The organism is Brevibacterium senegalense (assembly GCF_000285835.1).
Classification (GTDB): Bacteria; Actinomycetota; Actinomycetes; order Actinomycetales; family Brevibacteriaceae; genus Brevibacterium; species Brevibacterium senegalense.
Map to the genome: position 1 here is coordinate 36,192 of NZ_HE978612.1, position 21,108 is coordinate 57,299.

Here is a 21,108-nt window from a genome sequence, read left to right on the forward strand (position 1 = left end):
CTTCGCGCAGTATTGCGCGCAGTGGGTCGAGCCGATCAGCACCGCGTACCGGGGGGGAAACAGGTCTACCAGTTGCCCCCGGCCACCCAGGGAATCGCCGCCCTGCAGATCCTCAACCTGCTGGAGGGCTTCGACTTCAGTCGGATCCCGGAGGGCGGCGCGGACTACCACCACGTCATCGTCGAAGCGGTGAAGCTCGCATTCGCCGATCGTGACGAGTGGCTGAGCGATCCCGCGTTCGTCGACATCCCGCTGGAGAAGCTGCTGGCCCAGGACTACGCGGACGAACGGCGACAGCTCATCGACCGCGCGGTCGCAATGGACGGCACGGCGGTGGAGTCTGGCGTGCGCCGCGGAGACGAGGCGGAGCGTACGGCGCCCACCGGCGACACGGTCTACTTCGCCGCGGCGGACGCAGACGGCCTCATGGTGTCGATCATCCAGTCGCCGCACCACGATTTCAGGTCCGGCATCATCGCCGGTGAGACGGGTGTGATCCCGCAGAACCGTGGATCGTTCTTCTCCTTGGACGGCACGCACCCCCATGCGCTGGAGCCGGGGGAGAAGACGTTCCACAGGGTGAGATGTGTCGGACGTGCGGCATCCCGCACCGCAACTGACCGCAGTGGGCGGCCACGCCGAATGGCGGTGAGACTCCGTTGGCCCGGCAGGCAGCCCGCCTGGGTCGATGTTTCAGCTGGGTTCAACCGGCGGATCAAATGTCATGACAAACCGATTGTTGCCATGATCACAATGTGTGACTATGCTCACGCGCATGGTGAAGGCGAAGCACGTCGAGATCCGCGAGTGGATCGAGCAGGAGATCCACAGCGGTCGCCTGGTCGTGGGCGATCGCCTGCCGACCGAGCGTGAACTCATGGAGCGGTTCGACGTGAGCCGCAATCCCGTCCAGACTGCGATGACGAAGCTCGTCGAGACTGGGCTGGTGCGCCGCAAGCGGGGTTCCGGCACTGTCGTCGCTTCCACCGGTCTGCGCAGCAGCCTGCTCCGATTCCTGCACGCCTCGACCGAGGGGCCGGAGATCGAGGGGCTCCATCGCGTCATTGGAACCCGGGTGCTCGCCGCTGAGGCTCATCCACTGGCGGCCGACCTGTTTCCGGACGGCACTCCCGTCGTGGAACTGGTGCGGATCAAACTGGGCGGTCACGGTGACGGCATCGTCGTCGAGCGCTGCGTCATCGACCTCATGCTCGCTCCGAACATCCTCAACGAGGACCTGGCCACCCTCACCACCGCCGCGTACTACACCTCGCTGGGCATCGACCAGCTCCACTCCACGAGCGTCCTCTCTGCCACACACCTGTCGGCCGACGACGCTCAGCACCTCGACATCGAGACGAAGACACCCGTCGTCCGGCAGGTGCGCACACTCCACACCGGAAACGGCCGACCGGTCGAGCGGCTGGAGATGTTCTTCCACCCCACCAAACTCACACTGGAGGTCACGCAGATTGAGCGCTGACACGAGCACGCAGACCACTGGATCACCGAAGCGCGTCGCTGTCGTGGGAGCCGGCATCGTCGGCACAATGGCCGCGTGGCAGTTGGCCGCACGGGGTCACGTCGTCACGGTCTTCGACCGCTGGAACACCCCCAATGACCGCGGGGCGTCCGCGGGCGAATCCCGCATCTTCCGCACTCTCTACAAGGAGGGCCCGGAATACGTCGCCTTCATCCAGCGCGCGGGTGAACTCTGGAAGGAGCTCGAAGCAGCCCAGGACACGCACGTGCTGGACTGGTGCGGCGGCCTCACCATCGGGCGTTCCGATCACCCGGACGTGCGCGCGGTCCTCGACTGCGCCGACGAACTGGAGCTCGAGCACCGCGTGCTCGATGCCGCCGCGATGCGCGAGGAGTTCCCCGCCTACGGCGTCGACGACGATGAGATCGGCGTCTTCGATCCGAACGCAGGGGTCTTCCGTCCGGAGCTCGCGGTGCTCGCCGCTCGCGACGAGAGCGTCCGGCTGGGGGCGACCTACCGCACCTACTCCGAGGTCCTCAACATCCGCCCGTTCGCCGATCGCGTCGTGGTGTACACGGGTGAGGGCGCCGAGTCCTTCGACTCGGTCGTCGTCGCCACGGGGCCGTGGGCAGGCGCTCTGTCCGGCCTCGGTGAAGGGATCATCCGGAACAAGCAGCTGGTCGGCAGCTGGTTCCCGGTCCGCGATGCTGAGATCCACGCACCCGCCCGGATGCCGATCTCCGTCCGCCGCCATCCGGAGGGGGCGTTCTCAGCATTCCCCTGCCTGGACGGGATGGGCGTCAAGATCCTGAACCACCACCTCGAATGGCCGCCCCTCGACAGCCCGGAGGAGCTGCAGCGGTACATCGATCCGGACTTCGTCCGCTCGACCGAGGCCGCCGTCGCCCGTCTCATGCCGCACCTCGACTCGACCGCCGTCCGCGTATCCACCTGGACGGAGGGCTTCAGCCCCGACGGTGCGCCCATCGTGGGCCCCAGCCAGGTCGATGACCGGATCATTCTGGCCGTCGGCATGTCCGGCCAGGGCTTCAAATTCTCTCCCATGGTCGGCTCAGTAGTCGCCGACTACGTCACCACGGGATCGTCCACCGATGCGCTCGCCATCATGGACCCGACCCGCTTCACGTCAGGAGCCGCCTCATGAATCCGGGCACCATCGCACTCATCGGCGTCACTGCCGCCATCGTCCTGGGCATCGGCGCGTGGATCTCCTTCTATGTCAGCAAGAAGAATGACACGGAGGAGGACTGGCTGGTGGGCGGACGCAGCCTGCCGATGTACGTCGTCGCCTTCACGCAGTACGCGACAGCCGTGGGCGGCGGCGTCCTGGTCGCACACGTGGGCATCGGCTATGCCTGGGGACTGTCCGTCTTCTGGTACGAGCTCTTCGTCGTGGCCGGCATGCTCATCATCGCGAGCTTCGCGAACTGGCTGCGCAAAGGGCGGTTCTCGACGATTCCCGAGGTCTTCACCCGCCTCTACGGCAGGCACAAGACACTCCTGACGATCGTCGCGCTCGCCGTCATCGTCGTGCCGTTCGGCTGGCTGGCCACGCAGTTCGTCGCCTTCGCGAACCTCTTCAGCGAGGTGACCGGCATCCCCTTCACGCCGCTCATCATCTCGATGGCGATCATCAGCCTGCTGTTCGTCCTGCCCGGCGGCCTCACCTCCGTGGCGTGGTCGGACTTCTTCTTCGGGGTGTTCATGGTGGGCACTTCCATCGTCATCGCCGTCTACGCCGTCATGAGTGCAGGCGGTTGGGGCGCGGTCGTCGAACGTGTGCCGGACGACTTCTTCACGATGCCGCAGGGCCTCACTTTGGCCGGTGCGGGAACGATCGTCCTCTGGTTCTTCGCGATCGTGCCCGGCACCCTCACGAACCAGCTCTACTACCAGCGCGTCTTCGCGTCGAAGAGCGGCAAGGACGCTCGCTCCTCCCTGTACCTGGGCGCCATCATGGTCATGATCGCCGGGGTGTACGCGTTCTTCATCGGAGTCTCCATCCGTGCGTTGAATCCCTCGATGGGCGAAGACGGCCGTGAGATGGCCGCCGGTTGGTTCCTCACACAGGTGCCCACCTGGCTGCTGGCGCTCTACGGTGCCTTCCTCATGGCGACGATCGTCTCCACCACCGGCTCCGCGCTGCAGTCCGTCGTCGCCAATCTCATCAATGATCTGCGCGGGGCCTTCCTGCGTGAGAAGACCACGCAGAAGCAGACGATCGCCCTCTCACGGTGGTGCACCGTGGGCGTGACCGCCATCGCCGCGGTCCTCGCGATCGTGTACCCGAGGGCTCTGGACTGGCTCGTGGCCACGTACGCCTACTCCGCCTCGATCCTCGCAGTGCCGATGCTGGTGGGCATCATCCTGGCCCGTCGCTACCGGCTGAGGGTCGAGGTGGCCTTCACATCCATGATCGTGGGGCTGGTGGGCTGCGCAATCGCACACGTGATGGGGACGACCGTCCCCTACGCGGTGTTCGGCATCGTTGCGAGCGCCGTCGCCTACGCGATCGCGGTTGCGGTCTGGAAGCCGATCCGCGTTGAGGCCGGCATCGCACCCGATGGAACTGAGAGCGGCAAGCCAGTCGCCGTCCAAGAAGGAGGACAGGCATGAAAGCCATCGTCATCGGCGCGGGGGTCCTGGGCCTGACCGCTGCGCACCAGCTGACCCGGCGCGGCCATGAGGTGGTCCTCCTGGAGAAGGAGGAGCCCTATGCGGGCGCGAGCCACCGGTCGTTCGCCTGGCTGAATGCGAACAACAAGTTCCCGGAGTCCTACTATCGGATCAATCGGGAGGGGATCGACGAGCACGCGCGGCTGCAGGAGAGCCTGCCGTCGGAACGGACGTGGCTGCATCAGTCCGGCAACCTGCTCGTCGATTTCAGCGAGACGCGCGCAGAGACGTACGCGAAGCGCACGGAGGATGCTCAGGGGATGGGATACCCGGTCGAGACCGTCGACACCGCCCGACTGCGGGAACTCGAGCCCGCGGTCGAGTGGCCGGACGAGCTGGACTCCGCTCTCCACTACCCGGTGGAGGGATGGCTGGACAACGACGTGCTGGGGGAGGAGCTGGTGCGGAACCTCGCCGAGGCCGGGGTCGCCGTCCAGAAGGCCGAAGTCGTACGTCTGGCATCCGATGACTCCGGTGCTCAGGTGGAGCTGTCCGACGGCTCGGTGCTCGTGGCGGACGCCGTCGTCCTGGCGACCGGTGCGTGGTCGCGGGAACTGGCCGCGGCCTCGGGACTGTTCGTTCCGGTCGCAGACCTTGCCGAGCAGTCTCCTCGCACGCACAGCCTCCTGGGGCTGACGCAACCGGTCGACATTCCTCTGCAGAGAGTCATCATCTCCGACCGCGTGAACGTCCGCCCTCGACATGACGGCCGCATGTGGGTCCAGGTCGGTCGTCTCGAAGACCGGGTCTCGGAGGGCGAGAATCCGCAGATGCTGGCTGAGGTCGCCGAGGTCATGGAGGGTGAGCTGAAGAGACTCTTCGGACAGGACGTCCCGATGGAGCGGGTCATCTATTCCGGCCGGAGCTTTCCGGAGGATGGACACTCGATCATCGGGTTCCTCGACGATGCACGGAAGATCTACGCCGTCGTCACGCACTCCGGCATGACGCTGGGGCCGCTGTTCGGGCGGCTCACGGCCGAGGAGCTGGAGGGGCAGGAGTCACCGCTGCTGTCGGACTTCCGCCCCTCCCGGTTCACCGAGGGCGAGGTCGAGTCCGCCGATCTCGACTACTTCATCGGGAGGCAGTGAGCTTCATTCTCCCGACAGACCGCCGGTCAGGACGCTGACTGCCGGCTCACCATCTCTGCGATCCAGGTGGGTGCGAACGGCGAGGTGCAGTTGGGCGGGGTCGGGTAGTCCTTGAGGACCTCCAGCCGCTCGCCGATCCCTACCGCGCGGTCGCGATGCTCCGGATGCGTGATCCCGATCTGCGCCAGACACGTGTTCATCTCCCACTGGAGCCTGTCCGGTGCGTCCTTCATCTGCGACTCGATCGTGTCGAGCAGGCCCGCCAGGTCCAGCAACTCCGGTGTCTTGACGAGGGCCTTGGAGGTGAGCGCCCACCCCGCGCTCGCCACGATCGGATCCGCGTCCGCCAGCCAGGCGGTGCGCAGCTCTTCCGTGTGCCTGCTCTTCGCGACGACGTAGTTCACCAGCCAGTCGTGCACCTTGCGGGTGCGCGTCTGACGGATCATCCGATCGAGCTCGTCGTGCTCGAAGGCCTTGGGCCGGCAGATGAGTGTGGTGAGCAGCCGTGCGGCCGCGTCATCCGTCTCCCACAGCTCCAGTGCCAGTTCGTGCTGGGTCTTCAGCCGCTTCGCCAGTGCACGCAGGTCGGCCAGCTTCACCGCGTGCCGATCGCCGTGGCGCTCGTTCACCGCGAGCGTCCTCGGATCCGCCATCGCTTCGAGTTCGGCACGGACCTGGGCGAGAGTCATGCTGGCCGGTACTGCTGTCGCCACGATGCTTCCTCCTGGAGATGGGAACCGGCGGGAGAAGACAAGCCTATCCGCCGCGCACAGTCGCGGTGCGTGCGGCGGACAGGCGGATTCTCCTCGCTGATCACACCTGCGGACGCCGCAGGTGGTGGTCCGTCGCCCGCTGGTAGGCGACGCCGGCGGCCAGGAGGGCGGCCTCGGCGAAAGCGGGACCCACGAACTGGACGCCCAGCGGCGTGCCGCGACCCGTGAACCCCGACGGCAGGGTGAGGGCCGGTAGGCCCGCCAGGTCGATCGGGGCGGTGGGGCCGGTGACCTGCTCGAAGAGCTCCGTGCCTGCTTCCAGCCCGTTCATCTCCTCGATCGTGGGCGAGGCCTTGCCCACTGATGGCAGCAGGAGGATGTCGATGTCGTCCATGAGCCGGTTCATCGCGCCGGTGAAGTGGCGGCGGCGCTGCTGCATCCGCTCGAGATCCAGGACGTCGAGGGACCGGCCCAGTTCGATGAGTCCGGCCAGCGCGGGACCGTACTCGGCCTTGCGGGAGGGATACGTATCCCCGTGAGCCAGCGCGGTCTCGACACCGCACAGCGCGGACCAGTCCGCGGCGACGGTCATGAAGTCCGGCGCCTGGACCTCGACGACGCGCCAGCCCAGGTCCGACAGCTCGCTCTGGACGGAGGCCAGCATCGACTGGGTCTCCGGGTCGAAGCGGGCGTTGAGATCCGGGTCGATGCCGACGACCGGGGAGCGGTCCAGCTCCAGGTGGGCCGCGTAGTCGGGGACGGGGCGGGAGGAAGAGGTGGGGTCGGCCGGGTCCCAGCCGGCGATGACGGTCATCATGAGCGCCGAATCGCGGGCGCTGCGTGTCATCGGTCCGATGTGATCGAGGCTGGGAGCGAGCGGGAAGACACCTGCACGACTGACGCGTCCCCAGGTGGGCTTGAGGCCGGTGACACCGTTCGCGCCGGACGGCAGACGGATCGATCCGCCGGTGTCCGACCCCAGGGTGCCGAACGCCAGACCCGCCGCGACGGAGACACCCGACCCGCTGGAGGACACTCCCGACCAGGTGTCCGCATTCCACGGATTCACCGGAGTGGGCAGATCCGGGTGATGGGCGGAGAAGGCGCCCTCCGTCATCCGCACCTTCCCCAGGAGGACACTTCCGGCCGCGCGCAGCCGTGCAGCCACCGTCCCGTCTGCGTCCGGGACATGATCTCCGTGGACGGTGGTGCCCGCAGCGGTCGTGATCCCCTCCGTCTCCACCAGGTCCTTGAGCGCCAGCGGCACTCCGTGGAGCGGTCCCCGCCACCCGCCGCGGGAGATCTGCTCATCTGCGGCTGCGGCGTCCGCCAGCGCGCGCTCGCGGGTGACGACTGCAAAGGACTGGAGTGCGGGGTCGAGCGCGTCGATGCGCTCGAGCATCGCGGTGGTCACCTCTGTGGACGTGAGGCGTCCGGTGCGCAGCTGCTCCGACAGTTCGGCGATGTCCAGGAATTCGACGGTCATGACTTCGATGTCCTTCCGTTGTGCCAGGTGAGAGCCGATCTCCCTGGGAAAGCACAGACGATCCTGACCCTAGCAGTGACAGATCAGGCCGGACCCCGCTCGTGCGGGATCCGGCCTGATCGTCAGAGGACGGTGCGGTCAGCTGGACCGTGCGGTCAGCTGGGACGGTGCGGGAGCATGATCTCCTCGAAGTACGCCTCGCCGTACGCGTCGAGGTACTCGACGTCGTCGACCGGGTACCACTCGTCGTAGTCGGAGAAGGTGCCCTCGTCCTCGTAGCCCAGGTCCGCGGCCACGTCGCGCCACTTGTCGACGGCCTCGGGGATCGCGTCCGCGCTGCCCTCGGGCAGGCGGCCCTCCTCGACCTCCGCCTCGACGAGACCCTGCGAGGCCTCCTTGAGGCTGGACTGCATGTCCGCGTCCATCTCCGTGAAGGTGCCGTCCTGCTCGCGGACCGTCTGCGCGGCGACGTAGTTGCCCTCGACGTCACCGCGGCGGGACTGGACGAACTCGTCCTTCATCGAGTCGAAGACGAGCTGCTGGACCGCCAGCGGCCAGGACTGCCACGCGCTGCCGGCGTACACGCCGCCGGGGCCGCGGGCGAAGGTCACCTCCGTCGTGTAGCTGATGTGCGGGGCGACCTCCAGGAAGCCGCCGGCGTCCGCAGCGAGTGTCGTCGACAGGGTGCAGTCGACGGTGCCGCGCTGCAGCGCCTCGAAGGTCTCCGTGTACTGGAGGGAGACGGGGGAGGAATCGAGGGCGTTGAGCTGGGAGGTCTGAGCCTGCGAGGAGGCCCGCACCTGGGTGCCGTCCCAGTCATCGGCATCCTCATGCGGGGTGCCGCACATCGCTGCGACCGCACCCGCGGAGTTGAAGAGGTTGAGGGGCTCGATGCCCTGGTCGCGGAACTCGCTGACGAGCTGCTCGTCGTTCCACGTGAGCTCACCGATCGCTGCGTTCGCGGCGAGCTCGTCGACCAGCGGTGAGGCGCCCGTGAGCGTCGTGCCGGTCACCCACGCGTGGAAGACGGGGAACTGGTCCGGCTGGTAGATGGGGAGCATGTAGGCGATGTCGACGCGGCCGTCGACCAGCGCGTCCGGCAGCTCCGTGTACCCGGCGATGCCCTGCCCGTACGTGGTGTCGACCGTGATCTTGCCGTCCGACAGGGTCTCGAGGTTCTCGATGAATGCCTGCGAGCGGTAGGCGTCGATGCCCTCCGGGGACTGGGCGGAGGGCTGGTAGGTGATCGTGATGGGGTCGACGTCTGCGAACGCTGCCTTGATCTCCTCATCGGACGCGCCGTACTCGTAGCCCTCGCCTGAGCCGCCCTGGCCGGCGCTGCCGGAGCCGCCACCGGCCCCGCCGGCGCAGCCGGACAGGACCACCGCGAGTGCTGCGGCGCCCGCGAGTGCGCGTGGGGTGCGCCGGGAGTTTGTGGAGTTCGTCATCGCCGTTGATTTCCTTGTCTGCTGGACCGCGGGTGCGGTGAACTGCGCGTCCGGCCGCGTCGTCGCGGGGCCGTTCCGTGCGTGTGCCGCTCTGGGTGAGCGGCTCCCGCCCTATGGTGAACGTTCGATAAGTAGTGGTCAAGAATGTCCGGCTTTTGAGATCAGGGCCGGCTCAGCGTCGGCCGCGCACCGGGGCCGTCATGACGAGCGCGATGAGTGCGGCGGCCGCCGCGGCGACGGGCAGCCCCAGGTGTCCGACGGATGTCAGGACCATCGCCCCCACAACAGGGGCCGAGGAGATCCCCACGTACATCCCCGTCGAGTACCACGAGAGGATGATCGCCGTTCGGTCCGGGTGCAGCGAGGCGAGGCGGTCCTGCAGGGCGACGACGGAGGCGAAGCCGGAGGCTCCCCAGAGGGCGAACACGAATGCGGTCGCGACGAGCGACTCGAGCGAGACGAGCATGAGGAGGAAGGCCGCGATCTCGATGACAAGGGCGATCCGCATCGTCTGCAGGTTGCCCTGCGTGTCGACGATCCATCCGCCCAGCTGGTTCCCCACGGCACCCGACAGGCCGAAGACGAGGAGCAGGAGTGCGAGGATCGCCCCGTCCCCCTGTGTGACGGCCGCGGTCACCTCGCTGCTGAAGACGTAGATGAGGTTGAACGACAGGATCATCATCATGATCGCGATGATGCCCATGATGACGCGGGCATCCGCGAGGACGCCGATCCGGGCGGACAGCGGCACCCGGGCATTCGTGGGCATGCCGTGCAGCAGGCGCGCGATGCCCAGCCCCAGGACGGCGCCGAGGCCGGCCAGGCCTCCGATGGCCACGCGCCACGACGTGATCTCCGCCAGACCTGTGCCCAGGGGAGACCCCAGTGCGACGGCGAGGGTGAAGCCCAGGGCGACGATCGCCATCGCCCGGCCCTGCCGCCCGGGCACGGCCAGGCGCGGGGCCAGTGCGGTTGCGAGGGGGACCAGTGCGGCCGCTCCGATGCCGGCGACCGCTCGCGCGATGAAGAAGACGGGGTAGTTCGTCGCGATCGCGGAGACCCCGGTACCCACCGCGAAAACCAGCATGCCCGCCGCCATGACCCGTTCCGGCGGGACATGCGCCAGCAGCGTGGAGAAGACGGGCGCCAGCACCGCGACGAGGATCGCGTAGGCGCTGATCGCATACCCCACGACGGTGGGCGTCACGTCGAGGGAGTCGCCGATCGCGGGCAGGACGCCCGCGAGGACGAAGGCGTTCGTGCCCACGACGAACAGAGCGAAGGCGAGGGTGCCCAGGCGGAAGCGGGACAGACTGAGGGGGTCCACGGTCAGCTCTTCTGTGAGTCGGAGGAGGCCGGGGCCCGGGTCCCGGCTGGTGAGCTGGTCCCCGGGCCAGTCGCGGATTCACCTCTGAGCCCGCACCCGGCTCTTCCGTCCTATCACGACCACGACATAGGGGAGTGACCTGTCTCACGAGTGGGGCGATCATCCCTCTGCCACGACACGCCGCGAGCGGGTTCGACACGCGAAGGTGGTTCCTGGGCGTGTCAAACACGCTCGCGGCGTGTCGTGGACGGGAGGGGGCAGCAGGGAGCTGGAGGACGACTCACGGGCGGAGACGACAGCGCCGCCGCTCCTGGAGGAGCAGCGGCGCTGGAGGAAACTGTCCGTCAGTGGCGCGGGGGCGGGTCCTGGAGATCGCGGGGATCCCGCAGGTTGCGCGGATCCTGCGGGTCCATGGGATCCAGCGGCTCTCCCAGATCGTCCGGTGCGCCTCCGGGGGCGACAGCCCGGTCGTCCTGGACCGGCTGGCCCTGGACCGGCTGGCCCTGGATGGGCTGGCCGTGGACCGGCTCACCCTGGACGGGCCGGCCCTGGACCGGCTGTTCGTACTGGCCGACGCGCGGGTCCTGCTGCGGCGGGACAGCACCCTGGTCCTCGACCGGCACCTGAGCCTGCTGCGGCTGCTGTCCGTGCACCTGCTGCTGGTCGTACTGCTCGAACTGCGTCTGCTCGACCGGCGGCTGAGCGGGATCGCCATGCACCGGCTGCTGCGGAACGGCGTCACCGTGGACCGGCTGCTGAGGAGCAGTGTCACCGTGGACCGGCTGCTGCGGAGCCGGTGCCGGTGCGGCCTGCGGCGAGTGCGGATCGTTCACCGGCGCCTGGGCCTGCTGCGGCTGGGCCTGCTGCGGCTGGGGCGTCGGTGCGACCGGAGCCGCGGGGTCGTGACCCGTGATGCGGTCGTCCCGCACGTGGCCGTGATCATCGGCATCTGCGGCGACACGGTCACCAGCCACGTGCTCGTCCCGCACGTTCTCGTCCCGCACACGCTCGTCGTGCACGCGCTCGTCCTCGAGGCGCTCGCCGTGGCGGTTCGTCCTGACGTCCGGATCGAGCTTGTCGGCCTGGCGCTGCTGCTCGACCTGCTCGTGACGCAGATGGCCCGCTGTCTGCGCGTTGCCCTGGGCATCCACCTCGAGGCGTTCGGCGCGGGCGGCCTTCTCGTCCGCCTCCGCGCGTGCCTTCCGGGCGGCGGCCTCGGTCTCTGCGGCCTTCGCCTCTTCGCGGCGGACCTGTTCCTCCCGCTGCTGCGCCTCCGAGCGCATGCTCTGCGCGCGCCCCCGGTTCGCTTTCTTCTTGCTGCTCGACACGACGAGCGCGATGATCACCACGAGGGCGATGACGACGACGGCCGCGACGATGATCCAGATGAGTGTGTCGTTCATGACAGCCTTCCTCGGTTGTGCCGACTTCGCTTTGTGGGCGAACTGATCTCCAGCATGCTGGCTCTCAGGTGGTCCCTGACACATCGACGCGGTGTTATCAGGGGATTGCCAGGGTCGCAGGGTGCCCTCACCTGGGCCCGTCACGCGGTCCTGTCACCTGGCGTTCACACCTCCCGCGGCCCGCTCCACCAGCAGGTGGACCGCCACTCCCGCCGGCAGCGCGCCGTACTCGCGCCCGCGGTCCTCGCCCAGGCGGGCCAGCACGAACGATTCCGCGACCTCCGCCGGAGCATGGTCCAGCAGCACCGCGGCCTGCAGGAGCAGCGCCATCCGCTCGACCAGCACGCGCCCGCCGCCCTGCAGCTTCGCCATCGCGGAGTCGTCTCCGCCGGCCACCACCTGCGAGGCCTCCGTCAGATCGCCCGCCAGTCGCTCGAACGCGCGGTCGTAGGCGCCCCCACGCCCCAGTCCGGACTCCAGGTACGCGAGGAACGCCTTCGCGCTGGCCGGGTCCTTCGCCATCGCCCGGATGACGTCGAGCACGATGACGTTGCCGGATCCCTCCCACACGGCCATGACCGGCTGCTCGCGGTAGCGCATCGCCAGCGGGAAGTCCTCCGTGTACCCGTTGCCGCCCAGGCACTCGAGGGCCTCGTACGCGTGTTCCGGCCCCCGCTTGCAGATCCAGTACTTCGCGACTGCGGTCGCGATGCGTCGGAAGTCCGCGTCCTCCGCACTCGAGTCGTCATGCGCCCGGGCCAGGTGCAGAGCGGTCCAGGTCGCGGCCTCGGCCTCCAGTTGCAGGTCCGCCAGCACGGACCGCATGAGCGGCTGGTCGACCAGCCGGGCGCCGAAGGCGGACCGGTGCTGGGCGTGCCAGGCGGCCTCGGCGACGGCCTGCCGCATCCCGGCCGCCGAGCCCAGGATGCAGTCCAGCCGCGTCCGGTTCACCATCTCGATGATGGTGCGCACGCCGCGGCCGGGCTCGCCCACCAGCCAGCCGTGGGCGTCGGCCAGTTCGATCTCGCTGGAGGCGTTGGACTTGTTGCCCACCTTGTCCTTGAGCCGCTGGATGCGGATGCCGTTGCGCCGGCCGCCGGGCAGGATCCGCGGCACCAGGAAGCAGCTGACCCCCTCATCCAGCTGCGCCAGCATGAGGAACGCGTCCGACTGCGGTGCGGAGCAGAACCACTTGTGGCCGGTGAGCAGGTGGTGACCGTCCGTCACGTCCCCGAAACCCAGAGGCTCCGCCGAGGTCCCCGTCACCGGGACTGCCCGCGTCGTGTTGGCGCGGACATCCGACCCGCCCTGCTTCTCCGTCATCGCCATCCCGAAGGTGACCGCCTCCTTGTCATGCGCGTCGATGAGGCGGGGGTCGTAGGAGTGCGACAGCAGCCGCGGCAGCCAGAAGTCCGCGTGCGGCGTGCCCTGCAGGGCGGCGACTGCGGAATGCGTCATGGAGACGGGGCACGCGTGGCCGGGCTCGATCTGGCTGAAGAGCATGAAGCGGACGGCTCGGTCGACATTGGCACCGGGGCCCGGGTGGTTCCAGCCCTGGGCGTGCGCGCCGGCGGACAGCGCGTCGTCGATGATGCGGTGGTAGCCGGGGTGGAACTCGACGTCGTCGACGCGGTGACCCCATCGGTCGTGGCTCGAGTGCTGCGGGGTCTGGCGGTGCACGATCCGAGCGTCGTGCTGGAACGAGGCGCTGCCCACCAGCTGTCCGATGCGGGAGAACTCCGCGGTGTCCGCATCCGGTGCCAGCGCCGCGACGCCCTCGACCAGGGCGGTGTTGAGCGCGTACTCGTCGACGTCGACGCGCGGGGCGGACTGATTCACGACGGTGTGGGTGCTGGCGCTCATGGGCGGTCCTTCCGGTCGGTGGTCGGGTGTGCGGGCGCGCTGAGTCCGGCGGCGCCCAGGCAGAACGCGGTCATGTGGGTGATGAGGGAGCGGACCTCGGCGGGGGAGAAGTCCGTGCGGCCCTCGTCGTGGATGGGCGCCTGGAGGCAGCCGGACAGTGCGCCCACCAGGGCGCGGGCTGTGACGTGGACGGCGGACTCCGGTTCGTCCCCGGATGAGTGGGGCAGCGCTGCGGTCGGGGGTGCGGAGTCGGTGAGGGCCTCGGGCAGGTGTGCGGCGACCGCGGCGGCGTAGCCCGCGCGGAACCGCAGGCGCTCCTCTTCGACGGCCGGGGGCAACCCCTCGAAGAGGAGGGCGCGCGCCAGGCGGGGGCCGGCCAGCGCGCGGGACAGGAATGTGTCGACGACGGCGGCGACGGCCTCGGCGGGGGTCTCAGTGTCAGCCATCGCCCGGGTGACGGTGGCCAGTTCGTGGCCGGAGGCGTGCGCGAAAGTGCCCTGCAGCAGCGCGTCGCGGTGCGGGAAGTACGTGTAGAGGAGGCCGGCGGAGCAGCCGGCGCGGGCGGCGACGGACTTGACGGTCGCGGCCGCGAACCCGGATTCCGTGACGAGGGCGCGGGCGGCCTCGGCGATGGCGCGGCGGCGTGACTCCGCGTTCTGCCGGGTCGCTGCGGTGGGCCGGTACATGGGTGCTGCCTCCTGCGGGGAACGGTCCGCGCGGAACTGTGCCCCAAGGTCTGAATCATGGTTCAATTGCGTCAGTATGACACCGATCACACAGGAGGGGCAATGAAGCTCAGCACGATGCTGCGGTCCACGATGATGCGCGACCCGCAGAAGGAGGCGCTGGTCAGCGGCGAGTCGCGGTGGACGTACGCGCAGCTGGTCGAGGAGTCGGAGCGCGCGGCGGGACTGCTGGCGGACCGGGGCGTTCGGTCCGGCGACCGAGTGGCGGCGATGACGTTCAACGAGCCGGAGTTCGTCTTCACCGCATTCGGCGCGTGGATGCTGGGCGCGACCCTGGTGCCCGTCAACCACAAGTTCCAGGCGCCGGAGGTGCGCTACACCGTCGAGCACAGCGAGGTGCGCGTGGGCGTCGTGAGCGCGGAGCTCGAGGCCATCGCGCGGGAGGGCGCGCCGGACGTCGACTGGCTGACCAGCGGTGCCGGCGGGACGTTCGCGGACCTGCATCGGGACGCGCAGCCGTGGCACGAGCACCACGACGACGACCGGGCGATCGCGCAGGTCCTCTACACGTCCGGGACGACCAGCGCGCCCAAGGGCTGCATGCACACGCACGACTCGATCGTGCGGCTGGCGACGCAGCTGTCGCTCAACCTGGGCTACGAGCACGACGACCGGATCCTCATCGCGATGCCCATCTGGCACTCCGCACCGCTGAACGTGTGCCTGCTGCCCATCCTGCTCATGGGCGGGACGGTGGTGCTGCAGAAGGAGTACCACCCGATCGAGACGCTGCGCATGATCGGGACGGAGCGGATCACGACGTTCTTCGGACCCACCGTCGCGTACCTGGCGCCGCTGCGGGCGGCCGCGGCCTACGGCGTGGACTTCGCGGAGTTCGACTTCTCCTCGATGCGACGCTGGACCTTCGGCGGTGCGCCCATCGACGCGAAGGGCACGCGCACGATCATCGAGACGTACCAGCCCGGAGGGCACTACCAGCTGTTCGGCATGTCGGAGACGGGGCCCAGCGGCAGCGTGCTGCGGCCGCACGAGCAGCTGGCCAAGCCCGGCAGCATCGGGAAGTCCGCGATGGTGGGCGTCCAGATGCGCGTCGTGAAGGCGGACGGGACGGAGGCGGGCCCGGGCGAGTCCGGCGAGATCTGGTTCCTGTCCGACACCGTCATGCAGGGCTACCTGGGCAACCCGGAGGCGACCGCTGCTGCATTCGAGGGGCGCTGGTACAAGACCGGCGACATCGCCCGGGTCGACGAGGACGGCTACTACTACGTCGTCGACCGGACTAAGGACGTCATCATCGTGGGCGGGGAGAACGTGTTCTCGCTGGAGGTCGAGGAGGCGATCGCCCTGCACCCGGGGATCGCGGACGTCGCCGTCGTGGGCCGCCCGGATGAGGAATGGGGGCAGCAGGTCGTCGCCTTCGTGACGCCGGCGGACGGGGTGGACCCCGCCGAGGTCGGAGTCGAGTCCCTGCGCGAGTTCCTGGCTCCGAAGCTGGCCCGGTACAAGATCCCGCGCGAGGTCGTCGTGGAGGAGGCGCTGCCGCGCAACCCCTCCGGCAAGCTGCTCAAGCACAGGCTGCGGGAGGCCGCCGCCGGGGAGTGAGGGGGTGGGGGCGTGCTCCGGTCTCGACCCGCTCACGTGACATGCTGAGGGCATGTCGTTCTTCAGAGACTCGGACGCGCACGCCCGCATCGATGCCCTCACTCGTCGCGTCACCGCGATGGAGGCTCTGGTCGAGGCGCTGGCGACACACGCCGGACTCGGTCCGCAGGCCGTGCGGGACCTGCGCGATCAGGCGGATCCAGGGCTGACGGATGAGGTCCGGCGGCTGGCGGACGAGGGGAAGATGATCCACGCGATCAAGGAGTACCGGACGGCGACCGGCGCGGGCCTGCGCGAGGCGAAGGACGCGGTGGAGGAGTACGGGCAGCGCGGTCGGAGATGGTGAGTCTCGCGGTCAGTGCCGCCGCAGCAGGTCGATGAGGTCGTCCTTGCGGAGGTCGGAGTAGCCCTCGAGACCCAGTTCCTTCGCCCGGTCCGTGAGCTCGTCGACGGTCCAGTCCTCGTAGCTGCCGGCCTCGCCGCCGCGCTCGCCGACTGTCGAACGACCCTCACGGGCCGCTGCGTTCGCGATTCGCGCGGCCTTCTCCTTGCCGGCACCGTCCTCGCGCAGGGACTCGTACAGCTCTTCGTCCTTGATCTGCGGAGGTGTGCGGTCGTCCGTGCTTCCCGATCCATTCGTGTCAGCCATGGTTCGATTGTGCGCTTGAACGGGGTCTCTGGACAAGGGCTTCGAGACTTCTGTATTCAGTCGCGTCAGCCCTTCGTCCCCACGACGTAGGCCGCCTGTCCGATGTGCTGGAGTGCGTCCGCGTAGACACTGATGAGCCGCACGCCACGGGTCACAGGCGGGACCCACGAGTCGTCAATGACCACTGCGAGGTCTGCCTCCGTCAGGGTCCCGATGTAGTCGGCGGATTCGTCCGTGACTGCGGAGAGGTAGTCGCGCAGCACCTGCTTGTCGTCGACGACCACGGCACGGGCCTGCTCCTCCGTGTGGCCCAGCCCCAAATCGTCGGGGTCGAAGGGCAGTCCCATCCGATCCGCCCAGTCCTGAGTCCAGACCTGGTCCCGGCCTGACGCGTGTGCCACCTGCAGGTCGATCTCCCGCCCGGTGTGCCAGAGGAGCCAGGCGATCGAGTTCGGGTGCCCCGCCGGGTGGGTGTTGAGATCGGCCGCGTCGATCGAGTCCCAGATGAGGTCGATCTCCTGCAGCGGTCGTCGTGCGAGGTCGATCAGCAGTGCGCGTGAGTCCATGAGGCCAGTATGCCGTCAGGGTGTCGGTTGGCCTCCATTGACATTGAGAGTCTCACCGATGACGTAACTCGATTCCGACGACGTGAGGAAGACGTATGCCGGTGCCAGTTCTGTCGGCTGTCCCGCCCGTCCCAGCGGAGTGTTCTTGCCGAAGTGCGGCAGCGCCTCCTTCGGCTGGCCGTCCGAGACCTGCAGCGGTGTCCAGATCGGTCCCGGCGCCACGGCGTTGACGCGGATGCCCTTGGGCGCGAGCTGCGTGGCGAGTCCTTTCGTGAAGTTGTTGATCGCCGCCTTCGTCGATGCGTAGTCGATGAGGTGAGCGGAAGGTGAATAGGCCTGCACGGACGTCGAGTTCACGATCGTCGACCCTGGCTCCAGGTACTCGAGCGCGGCCCGGGAGACGCGGAACAGGGCGTCGATGTTCGTTCGGAACGTGTTCTCCCACTGCTCGTCCGTGAGATCGGAGATGTCTTCGACCGCGATCTGTCGCCCAGCATTGTTGACCACGGCATCGAGGCCTCCCAGCTCCGCTGCCGCCTGCCGGACGACCTCACGGCAGTAGTCGCGGTCGGCGAGATCGCCCGGCAGGGCCACGGCTCTGCGCCCTGCGTCGCGGATGAGCGAGCAGACCCGCTGGGCATCCTCCTCCTCGGCGGGCAGGTAGGACAGCGCCACATCGGCTCCCTCGCGGGCGAACGCGATCGCCACCGCAGCTCCGATGCCGGAGTCGGAGCCGGTGATGAGTGCCTTGCGGCCCGTGAGTCTGCCGGTGCCTGTATAGCTGTCCTCGCCGCGGTCCGTACCGGGGATGAGACGGGCGTCGAGACCAGGCTCCGGCTGGTCCTGCTGCGGCGGCGTGATGTCGGGGAATCGGGTGACGGGGTTCTGGAAGGTCAGTTGGTCGCTCATCGTCGTCCTCCTGTGTCGTCGGTGACATGGGGGCCTACCCCTTCATGGTGTGAGTCTGCAGTCACCGGGGCACTTCACGGTAGTCCCTTCCGCCTCTCGCCGAAAAGGTCTCTCCGTGCAGCGTGGGCTCCGCCGCCCCGAAGTGCAGCGGTGTGTCCTGCTTCCTCTCCATGTCGCCGTCGTCATGGAGGAGCAGGGGAGCGGATGGGCGATCTCACAGGTGAGACTTCCGGCGAGACCGAACGGAACGGCCGTTATACTCACCCGGTCTGATACCGGCTGGCGTCGTGCCAGCGATCGAGAGGAACGACCGTGGCGATGAAGCCCTCTGCTGACGGCCCGCAGGCGACGGGTAACGCGACCGCCCAGGACGCGGTGATGGAGAAGAAGGTGATCGGGAAGATCACCAAGCGACTCATCCCGTTCATCGTGGCGATGTACTTCATCAACTACCTGGACCGGACGAACATCGGCATCGCCGGGCCGGGCGGCATGAATGAGGAGCTGGGGCTCTCCGCCACCCAGTTCGGGTTCGCCGCGGGCATCTTCTTCTTCGGCTACCTGCTGCTGGAGGTCCCCTCCAACCTGGCGCTCAACAGGTTCGGTGCGCGCATCTGGCTGGCCCGCATCCTCATCAGCTGGGGCGCGCTCGCCTCGCTCATGGCGTTCGTGCCCAATGCGACGTGGCTCTACATCGTCCGCTTCCTGCTGGGCGTCGCCGAGGCCGGCTTCTTCCCCGGCATCATCCTCTACCTCACGTTCTGGTTCCCCAAGACGTTCCGCGCACGGGCGACCGCGCTGTTCCTCATCGCGATCCCGCTCTCCAGCGTGATCGGCGCGCCCGTGTCGACGTGGCTGGTCCAGGTGGGCAACGACCTCATCGCGAACTGGTCCGGCTGGCGCTTCATGCTCTTCGTCGAGGGCCTGCCCGCGATCGTCCTGGGCATCATGTGCATTTTCTACCTCACCGAGCGCCCCAAGGACGCGAAGTGGCTGGAGCCCGAGGAGCGCGACTGGCTGCAGGCCCGCATGGACGCCGAGGCCGCGGACACTGCCAGCACCACCCAGACTCATTCTGTGCGCCACTCCCTGACCCAGCCGCGCGTGTGGGCGCTGGGCTTCGTCTACTTCGGCGCGGTGTACGGCCTGTACTCGCTCAGCTTCTTCCTGCCCACGATCATCGCGGGCTTCTCCGAGCGCTTCGGCACGGAGTACTCGTTCGTCCAGGTGGGGTTCATCACTGCGATCCCTTACGCGTTCGGTGCCATCGCGATGTACCTGTGGTCGCGTCACGGCGACACGACGGGGGAACGGGTGTGGCACGTGGCCGCGCCGTTGTTCGTCGGTGCGGTCGCGATCGCCGCGGCGCTCTACCTGACCTCGCCGTTCACCACGATGATCGCGGTGACGATCGCCTGCATGTCGATCTGCTGCGCCCTGCCGTGCTTCTGGCCGCTGCCGCAGGCGTTCCTCACGGGTGCCGCGGCCGCCGCGGGCATCGCGCTCATCAACACGATCGGCAATGCGGCCGGCTTCCTGGCCCCCTACGTGACGGGCTGGCTGACGGATCTGACGGGGACCTCGAACGCGGGCATGTGGGCGGTGGGTGCCGCGATGACGATCGCGGGCGTCATCACCCTCGTCCTCGCCCGGACGGACAGGACGGTCAAGGCGAGGGAAGAGCGGCAGACCGCCTGACGATCCGGCCGGACGCCGCAGGCTTCCGCGTCGGTCGAGCACAGCCGCATCCGGCCGACCGCACACAGACAGCGGGAGTCGCGAACTGCAACGCCACGGCACTGTGTGAAGTCTCGGGACATAGTGCAGTACCTGGTCTCAAGACATAGTGCACTGATGAGTCTCAGGACATACTGCACTACTCAGGCTCCGGCAGTGGCGGCGGCTCGTGGTGCATGGTCTGCGCGGCCAGGCCGACCATTTGCTTGCCGCTCAGCGGCCAGTGACTGCAAGCGATCAGCGTGCCCTGCGAATCGAAGAATTCGAGCAATTCGGGATGCTCAAGGACGCGAATCGTTTGCCCTTCCCAGCGATCACCAAGACCAAACTTCATATACCGATACCCAACTATTCCATGCCCCCTCGCCTGTCTGGTCTTAATCACTTCAGCATCAGTTTGGGGTATAACCCCTCCAGGAGAAACCGCCGCAGGCGGATTCAGCCGGACCCTCGATGCCACGGGCATTTCTGGTGGAGCCATTCTCGGGCGCGTTGCATAGGCCTCAGCCGGCGTGGTGTTGTTTCCGAGGGCTTGATGCGCTCGATCGTGGTTGTACCACTGGCGGTACTCAGCCGCCGCAGCTTCCAGCTCGGCCCTGGCGTGAAGGTCCCGCGCGTCGAGGAACCGCTGAAGCGTCTGGTGGGCCCGTTCAACCTTGCCCTGGGACTTCGGGTGGTTCGGTCGTCCCGTGATCGTCCGGATCCCCAAACCGCGCAGGAAGGCCACGAACTGGGTCGTCAGCCCGACACGGTCGAGGTTGTAGGCGGAGCCGTTGTCGGTATGGACCACGACCGGCCGCCCATATTCTTCAAATGCAAGTTTGAATGCACCGAGGACTTCGATGCCATTCTCGGCGTCCGCGATAGTGACGCCGAGATTGAACCGAGTCGCATCGTCGATGATCTCGATAACGGTGTATTCCTCGCCGGTGGAAAGCTCGACCGTGAACGCGTCAGACTGCCACCGTTCATTGGCGAACGTCGACTGGAATCGGCGGTGGCTTGCCTTCGGTCGCTTGCGCTTGTTGCGATCGGTGACGTGATTGGCATCGAGCACCCGGGCGATCGTGGCCCGGGACGGCACCCCGGGCAAGCCTGAACGGATCAAGCTGGTCTGGATGCTGATCGGCCCGTAGTCCTTGCCTTCGTCCCGCAACCGCTCGCGCTGGGCAAGGATCGACTTTGAGTACACATCGGCGATGCGCTTGGGCGAGGTGTGCGGCCGGGTCGATCTCTTCACGGCTGCGGCTTCGCCCTCTTGGGCGACGCGTTTTCGAACTGAGTAGAACCACCGCTCCGAGACGCCATGCTCGCGGCAGAACTGAGCGACCGCACCGTGAGGCGCATCCGCGGGCCATTCGACCACCAAACGACGCACATAATCAGGAATTCGAGACATCCTGAAACAGTGCACTATGTCCTGAGAC

The 21,108-nt window shown here is 68.0% G+C and carries 19 protein-coding genes; 8 read left to right on the forward strand and 11 right to left on the reverse strand.

What is annotated here, in order from left to right:
- Positions 1–21: 21 nt before the first annotated feature.
- From HGBR_RS19705 to HGBR_RS15550, 5 genes are read left to right on the forward strand one after another with little or no spacing between them, the layout of a single operon-like run.
- Positions 22–873, forward strand: coding sequence for a gamma-glutamyltransferase (locus HGBR_RS19705; RefSeq protein WP_245533366.1), 852 nt, complete (start codon positions 22–24; stop codon positions 871–873).
- Positions 776–1,483 (forward strand): GntR family transcriptional regulator, encoded by a 708-nt coding sequence (locus HGBR_RS15535; protein ID WP_161601880.1) that lies wholly within the window; start codon positions 776–778, stop codon positions 1,481–1,483. The genes HGBR_RS19705 and HGBR_RS15535 overlap by 98 nt, the downstream gene beginning before the upstream one ends.
- On the forward strand, positions 1,473–2,648 hold the full coding sequence (locus HGBR_RS15540; protein WP_218915990.1) for an FAD-dependent oxidoreductase: 1,176 nt from the start codon (positions 1,473–1,475) through the stop codon (positions 2,646–2,648). Before HGBR_RS15535 ends, HGBR_RS15540 begins: the two co-directional genes overlap by 11 nt.
- Positions 2,645–4,120, forward strand: coding sequence for a sodium:solute symporter family protein (locus HGBR_RS18505; protein WP_019160269.1), 1,476 nt, complete (start codon positions 2,645–2,647; stop codon positions 4,118–4,120). The genes HGBR_RS15540 and HGBR_RS18505 overlap by 4 nt, the downstream gene beginning before the upstream one ends.
- Positions 4,117–5,271, forward strand: coding sequence for an NAD(P)/FAD-dependent oxidoreductase (locus HGBR_RS15550; RefSeq protein WP_019160270.1), 1,155 nt, complete (start codon positions 4,117–4,119; stop codon positions 5,269–5,271). The genes HGBR_RS18505 and HGBR_RS15550 overlap by 4 nt, the downstream gene beginning before the upstream one ends.
- Before the next feature lie 26 nt (positions 5,272–5,297).
- On the opposite strand, the gene HGBR_RS15555 is transcribed toward HGBR_RS15550, so the two are convergent.
- The 7 genes from HGBR_RS15555 to HGBR_RS19165 form a co-directional block, all read right to left on the reverse strand.
- Complete coding sequence (locus tag HGBR_RS15555; protein ID WP_040365261.1) at positions 5,298–5,960, reverse strand: DNA alkylation repair protein; 663 nt, start codon at positions 5,958–5,960, stop codon at positions 5,298–5,300.
- Between the two features lie 124 nt (positions 5,961–6,084).
- Positions 6,085–7,470: an amidase gene (locus HGBR_RS15560; protein WP_019160272.1), complete on the reverse strand. Its 1,386-nt coding sequence runs from the start codon at positions 7,468–7,470 to the stop codon at positions 6,085–6,087.
- 155 nt (positions 7,471–7,625) lie between these two features.
- On the reverse strand, positions 7,626–8,918 hold the full coding sequence (gene dctP, locus HGBR_RS15565; protein WP_019160273.1) for a TRAP transporter substrate-binding protein DctP: 1,293 nt from the start codon (positions 8,916–8,918) through the stop codon (positions 7,626–7,628).
- Between the two features lie 172 nt (positions 8,919–9,090).
- Positions 9,091–10,245 (reverse strand): MFS transporter, encoded by a 1,155-nt coding sequence (locus HGBR_RS15570; protein ID WP_019160274.1) that lies wholly within the window; start codon positions 10,243–10,245, stop codon positions 9,091–9,093.
- Between the two features lie 344 nt (positions 10,246–10,589).
- Positions 10,590–11,648 (reverse strand): hypothetical protein, encoded by a 1,059-nt coding sequence (locus tag HGBR_RS19160; protein WP_019160275.1) that lies wholly within the window; start codon positions 11,646–11,648, stop codon positions 10,590–10,592.
- A gap of 153 nt (positions 11,649–11,801) precedes the next feature.
- Positions 11,802–13,511: an acyl-CoA dehydrogenase family protein gene (locus tag HGBR_RS15580; RefSeq protein WP_019160276.1), complete on the reverse strand. Its 1,710-nt coding sequence runs from the start codon at positions 13,509–13,511 to the stop codon at positions 11,802–11,804.
- Complete coding sequence (locus HGBR_RS19165) at positions 13,508–14,197, reverse strand: TetR/AcrR family transcriptional regulator (RefSeq protein ID WP_019160277.1); 690 nt, start codon at positions 14,195–14,197, stop codon at positions 13,508–13,510. The genes HGBR_RS15580 and HGBR_RS19165 overlap by 4 nt, the downstream gene beginning before the upstream one ends.
- Positions 14,198–14,299: 102 nt before the next feature.
- On the opposite strand from HGBR_RS19165, the gene HGBR_RS15590 reads away from it, so the two are divergent.
- Entirely contained in the window at positions 14,300–15,820 is a 1,521-nt protein-coding gene (locus tag HGBR_RS15590) for a class I adenylate-forming enzyme family protein (RefSeq protein ID WP_019160278.1), read from the forward strand.
- A gap of 52 nt (positions 15,821–15,872) precedes the next feature.
- Complete coding sequence (locus HGBR_RS15595) at positions 15,873–16,166, forward strand: ribosomal L7/L12 family protein (protein WP_019160279.1); 294 nt, start codon at positions 15,873–15,875, stop codon at positions 16,164–16,166.
- A gap of 9 nt (positions 16,167–16,175) precedes the next feature.
- Here HGBR_RS15595 and HGBR_RS15600 read toward each other — a convergent pair whose 3' ends face one another.
- From HGBR_RS15600 to HGBR_RS15610, 3 genes are all read right to left on the reverse strand, one after another.
- Positions 16,176–16,469: a DUF7218 family protein gene (locus HGBR_RS15600; RefSeq protein ID WP_019160280.1), complete on the reverse strand. Its 294-nt coding sequence runs from the start codon at positions 16,467–16,469 to the stop codon at positions 16,176–16,178.
- Positions 16,470–16,534: 65 nt separating this feature from the next.
- Positions 16,535–17,035: a mycothiol transferase gene (locus HGBR_RS15605; RefSeq protein ID WP_019160281.1), complete on the reverse strand. Its 501-nt coding sequence runs from the start codon at positions 17,033–17,035 to the stop codon at positions 16,535–16,537.
- Positions 17,036–17,050: 15 nt separating this feature from the next.
- Positions 17,051–17,944 carry an SDR family oxidoreductase gene (locus HGBR_RS15610; protein ID WP_019160282.1) on the reverse strand — a complete coding sequence of 298 codons (894 nt, stop codon included), beginning with the start codon at positions 17,942–17,944 and terminating at the stop codon, positions 17,051–17,053.
- A gap of 318 nt (positions 17,945–18,262) precedes the next feature.
- On the opposite strand from HGBR_RS15610, the gene HGBR_RS15615 reads away from it, so the two are divergent.
- Positions 18,263–19,642, forward strand: a complete 1,380-nt coding sequence (locus HGBR_RS15615) for an MFS transporter (protein ID WP_019160283.1) — start codon at positions 18,263–18,265, stop codon at positions 19,640–19,642.
- A 178-nt stretch (positions 19,643–19,820) separates the two neighbouring features.
- Here HGBR_RS15615 and HGBR_RS15620 read toward each other — a convergent pair.
- A partial coding sequence (locus HGBR_RS15620; protein WP_218915991.1) for a DDE-type integrase/transposase/recombinase occupies positions 19,821–21,108 on the reverse strand: 1,288 nt, incomplete at its 5' end.